Origin of the sequence: Spirillospora sp. NPDC048823 (genome assembly GCF_043198445.1) — a bacterium.
Lineage (GTDB): Bacteria > Actinomycetota > Actinomycetes > Streptosporangiales > Streptosporangiaceae > Spirillospora.
Genome location: NZ_JBICUT010000053.1, coordinates 1 through 1,224 on the forward strand (window position 1 = coordinate 1; position 1,224 = coordinate 1,224).

The window sequence follows — 1,224 nt, forward strand, 5'->3', positions numbered from 1 at the left end:
GTTCGTCGCCCACAAGGTGTAGCGCCACCCGTCTTGTGCCTCGAACAGGGTGAGCTGCGCTCCGGGGTGGGGCCGCTCGCGGCGGGCGAAGACCCGCATCGTCGTCGGCCAGGCCTTCAGCCGGTCCCCGTCCGGGCGCTTGCGCAGCAGTCCGGTCAGCTCGGTGACGTGCGCTTCCTGGATCCAGCAGGCCCGATGCCCGCACCTCTGGTTCCCGCAGGCCATCTCAGACCGGCGCTCGCGGACCTTCCCGCCCGCGTCGATCGCGGCTTCCCATGCGGTGTCGGGGACCAGCTTGAGCGCGGTCTTCTCCCTTTCGGCCAGCGCCCAGCCGATGGAGTACACGAGTTCATACCCGCGGCGCGAGGCAAGCTTGTCCAGGCGTTTCACCAGGTCGTGGCTGGCTCCGGCGCCGTCGCAGGTGACCATGAGCTTGCGGCGGAACTGCGGAGGCAGCGCTGCGATCGCCTCGTCGAGAAGCGTCAGGTGATCGGCGGCGGTGTTGCTTCCGGCCGATCCCGGCCGCATCATCCAGGCCAGCGGCTCGCGCACATTGTCACATTCGGCCAGCAGCGGGTGATGGCCGAATCCCTTGAAATTCGGCTGTGCCTGTTCCTTGTCGGAGTGGGCGGGCACGACGGTGGCGTCCAGGCGGATGCAGGTGATCCCTGTCAGCTGCCGGTCCGCGACCTGGACCGGCGGGAGCTGCCCGTGCCGGGCGATGACCTGCGACCAGGCGTAACGCCGCGCCTTGTCTATCGCAGCGGTGACCCTGCGCCGGGTGCGGTCCCCGCCGGCGGCGGTTTCCTTCAGCGTCCGCCACGCGGTCGGGACCGACGCGACCTGGCCGAAGACCTCGTCCTGGTCGCCCATGACCCGGAAGTCGCTGATCACCCGGGCGCCGTCGGCGATCGCGCACGCCAGGTCGGCGAAGACCCGGCCCCGGTCCAGGCCGCCGTCCGGCGACGGCAGCGCCGCCGACAGCCCGGCCGTCAGGCCCGTCCGATCAGCGAGCTGCCGCAGCAAGACCAGGCCCGCATGCGACACCACGCCCGTGCCGCCGCCGACAACGTCAAGACCGCGCGACCATGCGGTAGCGTTCACGTAGAAAGTGCTCCTTGAACTGGACTGATACGGACTTCGACACTCCACATCATCCCAGTTCAGGAGCATTTTTCTGTTTAGGCGCGCCACTCAACAGCCAGGCTTCGTGAAAGACCAGGG

At 69.0% G+C, this 1,224-nt stretch carries 1 protein-coding gene; it reads right to left on the reverse strand.

All coding sequences use genetic code 11. The features are described 5' to 3' along the window. The coding region (locus tag ACGFK0_RS37675) for a transposase (RefSeq protein ID WP_392913575.1) at positions 1-1,104 on the reverse strand (1,104 nt) is incomplete at its 3' end. Positions 1,105-1,224: the final 120 nt, after the last annotated feature.